General features: G+C 31.6%; 8 protein-coding genes. All 8 read left to right on the top strand.

Annotated features, from left to right (window positions below; genetic code table 11):
* The first annotated feature begins 119 nt into the window (after positions 1–119).
* The 8 genes from LBU54_RS14960 (at position 120) to LBU54_RS14925 (ending at position 6,136) form a co-directional block, all read left to right on the top strand.
* Complete coding sequence (locus LBU54_RS14960; protein ID WP_224531883.1) at positions 120–668, top strand: hypothetical protein; 549 nt, start codon at positions 120–122, stop codon at positions 666–668.
* Between the two features lie 152 nt (positions 669–820).
* Complete coding sequence (locus LBU54_RS14955; protein WP_224531882.1) at positions 821–1,441, top strand: hypothetical protein; 621 nt, start codon at positions 821–823, stop codon at positions 1,439–1,441.
* 193 nt (positions 1,442–1,634) lie between these two features.
* Positions 1,635–2,168, top strand: a complete 534-nt coding sequence (locus LBU54_RS14950; protein WP_224531880.1) for a hypothetical protein — start codon at positions 1,635–1,637, stop codon at positions 2,166–2,168.
* 153 nt (positions 2,169–2,321) lie between these two features.
* Positions 2,322–2,699: a hypothetical protein gene (locus LBU54_RS14945; RefSeq protein WP_224531878.1), complete on the top strand. Its 378-nt coding sequence runs from the start codon at positions 2,322–2,324 to the stop codon at positions 2,697–2,699.
* A 158-nt stretch (positions 2,700–2,857) separates the two neighbouring features.
* Entirely contained in the window at positions 2,858–3,430 is a 573-nt protein-coding gene (locus LBU54_RS14940; protein ID WP_224531876.1) for a hypothetical protein, read from the top strand.
* 136 nt (positions 3,431–3,566) lie between these two features.
* Entirely contained in the window at positions 3,567–4,244 is a 678-nt protein-coding gene (locus LBU54_RS14935) for a hypothetical protein (protein WP_224531875.1), read from the top strand.
* Between the two features lie 155 nt (positions 4,245–4,399).
* Positions 4,400–5,014, top strand: a complete 615-nt coding sequence (locus tag LBU54_RS14930) for a hypothetical protein (RefSeq protein WP_224531873.1) — start codon at positions 4,400–4,402, stop codon at positions 5,012–5,014.
* A gap of 123 nt (positions 5,015–5,137) precedes the next feature.
* Positions 5,138–6,136 (top strand): hypothetical protein, encoded by a 999-nt coding sequence (locus LBU54_RS14925; RefSeq protein ID WP_224531871.1) that lies wholly within the window; start codon positions 5,138–5,140, stop codon positions 6,134–6,136.
* Positions 6,137–6,239: the final 103 nt, after the last annotated feature.

Raw genomic sequence — 6,239 nt, 5'->3', positions numbered from 1 at the left:
AATTAGAGAGTATAAGGAAGACCCATTCTCCAATTATTGCTAAGGAATTTATTATCTTTTCATTCTCAAAGCAGAACTGCGTTTAGCGCTCTGTTAGCTGTAATTGAGTCCTATTTCGAATGAGAAGAAACAATCAAAATCTCCAATATTATTCAGCTCTAGGTTTCTATAAAGAAGGGAAAAGACTAGCCCAGCAATTTGACAAAAAAATCGGAAATGAAAATCTTGAATTTGTTTCAGTCTCCACCGTGTGTTACAGTTTTTCAGCAGAATTATTATTAAAACTTTTGATTCACATGGTTACAAATCAGACAATAAATAATGAACACAAACTGGAAGAATTATTCAATAAACTGCCTGGAGAATTTAAATTGAAAATCGAAAATAGCTATCAAGAGAAAAGCAAAATCAAAAACGACAATTTAAGACCAATAAAATTCAGTTTTAACTCATTTTCAGGAAATGAAGAAGATTCAAAAGATATTAATAATATCACGCAACTTAGCGTAATGGATTTATTGAGAATTCACAATGAATCATTTGTCAAATGGAGATATTTGTATGAAATCAAAAAAGACGAATACTACAGTTTCGAATATAATTTTAAGCTTATGGATGATTTTGTAAACGCTGTCCTCGATGTCATCAAAGAATCAATAGTAAAATAAGAACTACAGCTAACAAAGGCTATAATCCATTGCTATGTTAAAGCAAAAACCTAAATTAGTATAAACTATAAATGGCTTGATTCCTACTCCGAAATTCTGTCGAATTTCTACGCAACGGAATCATAGCCCAACCGTTGCCATTAATTTGAAATGTGAACCTAACTAAAGAGATTAAAAATCGGAAAAACAGTTTTGACCCTGAAGTCAAAGTCTCAAACAATCGGATTGAAATTGACCAAATAGGAGTTGAAATTCAATTTTCTGATAAATTTATTGTTACGGATAAAACCAAGTTTCAGGAATTAATTACTGATTATCAATTTCCAAAGAATACGGAATTAAGCAAAAAAGACCGAGAAGGGTTTGAAAAAGCAATTTTTGAACCAATTTTCACACTTTCAGACAAAGAAAACAAACGACCGATTATCGCCTGTTATCTATATAATGTTTATGCTTTGAAAGGAAGTTCAAATCTCAACATTCGGAGTATAACGAAATATGAATTAATGTGGGCGGAATATCTTGTTGAGTCAAAAAACAATCGGAGAGTAAACGTTAAAAGAGTTGTTACAAATGGAATCAACGGCTCGATTTCGGAGAATTATTGGTTTATTCATAGAAGTAAAAGCAATAATTCTGAACTATTATCCCGATTACGAATTTTGAATTTGGAATTTGGAGACTATGTTCTGACATTTTACATAGTTGATGATGAACAAAATGAATTAAACGAAACGGAATTGGAAAACTTTATAAATGGAATAAAAAACTAATGGCAACAATGGCTATAAGTAATTGCTTGTTCTCGCCTACTTCTGAAAATCCTCGCGGATTTTCAGTTTGGTGTGTACTTGCAAGGTTGAGTGCTAAACCACGCAACTACTCATAGCCGAGACCGTTACCCAACATTTGAAAACAGAGTTGAAAATATTAGGAAATTATTTAAATAACCAAAAGTTAGCGGAATTGAAGGAGCTAATTGGAAAAAGGATTTGGTTTGCGAGAACATCATCCCTTGGAGCAAATCTTATTGAAAAAATATATACAGCAACTTATATTCAAATTCCTTTCTTTTGGAAAGACGAGTTTGGTAATGAAAAATCACGAAATTTTAATTTGAGTGCTCAATGGACAGAGGACAATGAAACTCTTTTAGATTATTATGACTTGAAATTAACTGTAACTGACCACGAAATGTCAACTGGCGACTTTGAAAAAGATGTCAATCAAAGCATAAAAAAAGGACTGAATTCAAGCATAAGTTTCAATGAGTTTGAGATTGACCAAATACAAATACTTTCAAGAAACGAAATTGTGGATAATGAGGGTGAATTGAGATACGACGAAGGTATTCTACTGATTAATAAGAACAAAGATAAAATTCTACTTTCAGCCGAACTTAAATGTATTGACCAAGTGGAATTCGTTACTGACTCAAATACAATTGAAAAAAGAATAACCGAATTGAAAAAAAGAAAAACGTTGGGTAACAATGTATAACCGCAATTACGGCGGATTCGACTACGTCCGAATCCACTCGGAATTGCTAACGTCAGTGCTAAACCGAAAAATTAACACATATAAACCCATAACTGACGGTTATACGAGACCGTTGTAAGTAATTTGAGAAAAACGCTAATCATATTGATATCATTGAGTTTTGGACTTTCATCTTGCGAGTCCAAAAAAAGATATTCTGACTATAATGAGTCTGACTTTTATGAAGTTCAAGGCTTTATCGAATCAGCGATTCCGACAAGCGACCCTTTTGACAGTCCGACTGAAAAAGACATCCGATTTAAATATTTTCTTGACCGTGACAATCCGATATCTGGAATGGAAAATGACTTGGAAATGTTTGAGGCGAAAACTGGATTTCCTTTAATTGTATTAGTACACAAGGACGATGAAAATATTAGCTTTTATGGACGAGTTGGAATTTTAGAAAACTTGAATAATAAAGAAAAAGAATTCTTATCTGAACATATTAAAAATCAAATGGAATTAATTGACCAAACTGAATCAAAATAAAAAACTACTTACAACACCGGCTATAGTTCATTGCTTCTGACTTTCCTCTCGGAAAGTCCTCGCATTTTTACTATCTTCGGTTTACGGCGGAAAATCCTCGCGGATTTTCACGCAACGAAACCATAGCCCAAAACGTTGGCTGTAATTTGAAAAACAAAATGCGAGAAAAAATTAAAGACTTTTACAAAAATCAAAAATTCGCTCGAATTACAAGAAAAGTTGCGGAAGATTGGGACGAATTGAGTCGTGGTTATATTGTTGACTTTTCGAATGACTTTGTTGTAATTCAAGAATGTGATGATTTCCGACTTCTCGGATTTAATATTTTGCCGATTAAGGACTTTAAACAAATTCGATATAACAATAATGATAAGTATTATGACAAAATAATGCTGTTGGAAAACGAAAAGAAAAATATCGGAATTAAAACCAAAGTGGATTTAACAAATTGGAAATCAATTTTCCAATCGTTGCGGAAAAAGAAAAAGAATGTTGTGGTTGAATGTGAAAACCCCAAAATTGATAGTTTCACTATTGGACCAATAAAAAGAATTACAGACAAGAGTGTGTTTATACAATATTTCAATGCGACTGGATTTTTAGATGAAAAGCCAACCAAAATTGAATTTAAAAACATCTCAAAAATTATGTTTGACGACAGATATGTTGACATTTTTAGTAAATACACAAGAGAACGGAAAAAGAAAAAAACTACAGCCAACAATGTATAACCGCAATTACGGCGGATTCGACTACGTCCGAATCCACTCGGAATTGCTAACGTTAGTGCTTAACCGAAAATTATTAACCTTAATCCCGTAACTGACGGTTATACGAGACCGTTGTGGTTAATATAATACACTGACTTTGAAAATACATCTAACATTATTTCTAACTTTGGTATTAATCTGTAACGTTACTTCCCAAACAAGGGAATCTTACGAAAAAAATATTGGAAAATTTATTATAACGGTGACTGATGAAGTAACTCAAAATTATGCTGATATTGATGAATCAACAACTGACAGTATTTGGAATAAATCAAATCCAAAATTTAACAATTCTGATATTGCCGTTCCTAAAACACCATCTGTTCTGGTTTACAAAAAGAAATATAAAATACACTTCTTAGTTAAACCAAAACTATTTATACAATATAAAGTGGACTGTAATAATAATGGGGAAATTACTGATATACTAAAAGTTGACAGAAAAACATTATATGGCACAAACTTTAATACTCTATCTTTTAAATTAAGAGAAAATCAGTTGGATTTTAAAAGACTTTCCAAAAACGAATTTGAAATAATTGAATACTTCAAAAATGATAAGAAAACAATTTGCGGTTTTGAATGCTTCAAAATAAAGGTTAAGACAAAAAGGAGGGTTATCGAAATGTATGTTACTGAGAATATAGAATTAAACTATAATCCCGCGTTTCCCAATCAACATTTACTGAAAAAATTTTATCCGCTGTATGTTAAGGAATATTTAGAAAAATATCCAAATGATGTATATAAAGAGTATATATTCGAGTTGAAATAAATACTAACCACAACAATGGCTATAATTCATTGCTACTTCTCACCTATTCCCAAAATTAGTTTAACTTTAAACGGCTGGATTTCTACGGTCGAAAATTCCGCTGGAATTTTCAACGCAACGAAATCATAGCCGAGACCGTTGGCGTTAATTTAAAAATGACGAAAAGCATAACCTACATTCTGATAATTTTGACATTGTTTTCTTCATGCCTCGGACCTTGTGAAACCGAACAAGAATGGAATGTAGATATTTATACAATCAAAAAACAAAAATGTCCTGATATGGTCGCAGCATATTATATCGAATACTCTGTTTATCTGGATAATGAAAGAAAAGGAAATTCTGCTTCTAGAAAGGACAGCTGTACATTTACTTGGCAAGCTGAAAATGACCGATTTTTGACTTTAGATATTTGTAATAATAAAATGTTTGAGAAAAGACCAAATAAAACTTCTTTTAACTTTAAAACAATAGATTCAATTTTGATTTACTCAAACGAAAAGAAAGAACTTAAAAAGCTGACTTCTGAAAAAATAAAAAAATTTACCTCTGACTGGAATATAAGCCAAATCAGAGGATATTCTGAAAAACAATTTGATTCAGCTTTCCATTTTTATCCTGCTTATCAATATAAAATAACCTTATTCTCTGAATCCAAAAAAACGGAATTTTACGGATATAACTATTTGATTTTGGATAGCTCGAATTGGGTATACGAAATGAGCGAATTTGGAGATTTGGAATATTTTAATGGATATTGGAATGAATAAAAAACTAACGCCAACACCGGCTATAGTTCATTGCTACTATCCCGCTTCAATTTAAAATTTTTCTTACATTTAATACTTAAACATAAAGAGGAATGATTTCGTTACGCTGTTTGCTTCGCACGTGTGGAAAAAACTAGCAACGCTTCGCAAACCGCAAACCGCAACGAAACCATAGCCCAAACCGTTGGCGGTAATTCAAAATACAGTAAAAAAGGAATGATCCTCATTAAAACATTTAAACCTCTCTTACTTTTTCTTTTAATTTTTTATTCAGCTAAAGTCCAAGCTCAGAGAATCATTCTTGTAGATTCCATAACCAAAGCACCACTATCGTTTGTCGCAATAGAATTTGAAGATTCTGGATTCTATTCTTCAATCAGTGGAGAATTTGATTTGAAAATGGTAATATCTGATTCCTTAAAAATTAGACTATTAGGATATAAAACCAAGAAATACAAAACCTCTACTCTCAAAGACACAATTTTCTTGCAAGCGAATTCATATCAGCTAGATGAGGTTACATTAACTAGAAATCAAGATAAAACTAAAAACATTAAATTTTTAAAAGGTGCAAAAAGCTTTGGATCCTGGCCTTTACAGCCAAAATCAGAGATCATTACCTCAATTAAACCTTCTGAGGAAATTAAAAATCATTACGTCGATAAGATTATAATTCCATTTTCAAAAGTTATTGAGAAAAAGGAATTGAAAAACAAGAAAATTAAGGCTTACGTTAGAATTCATATTTATAACTCAATTAATAATAATATCTCTGAATCATTATACAGTAGTCCGCCAAAAGATGTCAATTCATTCACCAAAGACATAGTAACTTTTGACATTTCTGATGAAATGATTCTATTAAATGAAAATGGAATATTCATAGGACTTGAGTTAATTGGTTATTATTTGGATTCTAAGGCTCATGAAAGGGCGAATTCTGTAATTAGACCTCAATTAACATCTAAAACAAATGATTATTTTAAATCAAATTCTTTCTTACGCTTTGTATTTAAAAATTATGAGGAGTTAGTACCCTTGAATGAAATGATTAATAAAGAAAATCCAAGTGGAAAAGTTATGTGCAGAAACTTAAATATTGGATTGGAGTTATCAAAATAAAAACTACCGCCAACAACGGCTATAGTTCATTACGGCTGAAATTCCTAATCGGAATTTCAAGCCTTTTTGCTAAATTTATGGTTACGGCGGAATGATACTCGCG

The sequence above is a fragment of the Winogradskyella alexanderae genome (assembly GCF_020166335.1).
Lineage (GTDB): Bacteria > Bacteroidota > Bacteroidia > Flavobacteriales > Flavobacteriaceae > Winogradskyella > Winogradskyella alexanderae.
This window is presented reverse-complemented; position numbering and strand designations above follow the sequence as displayed.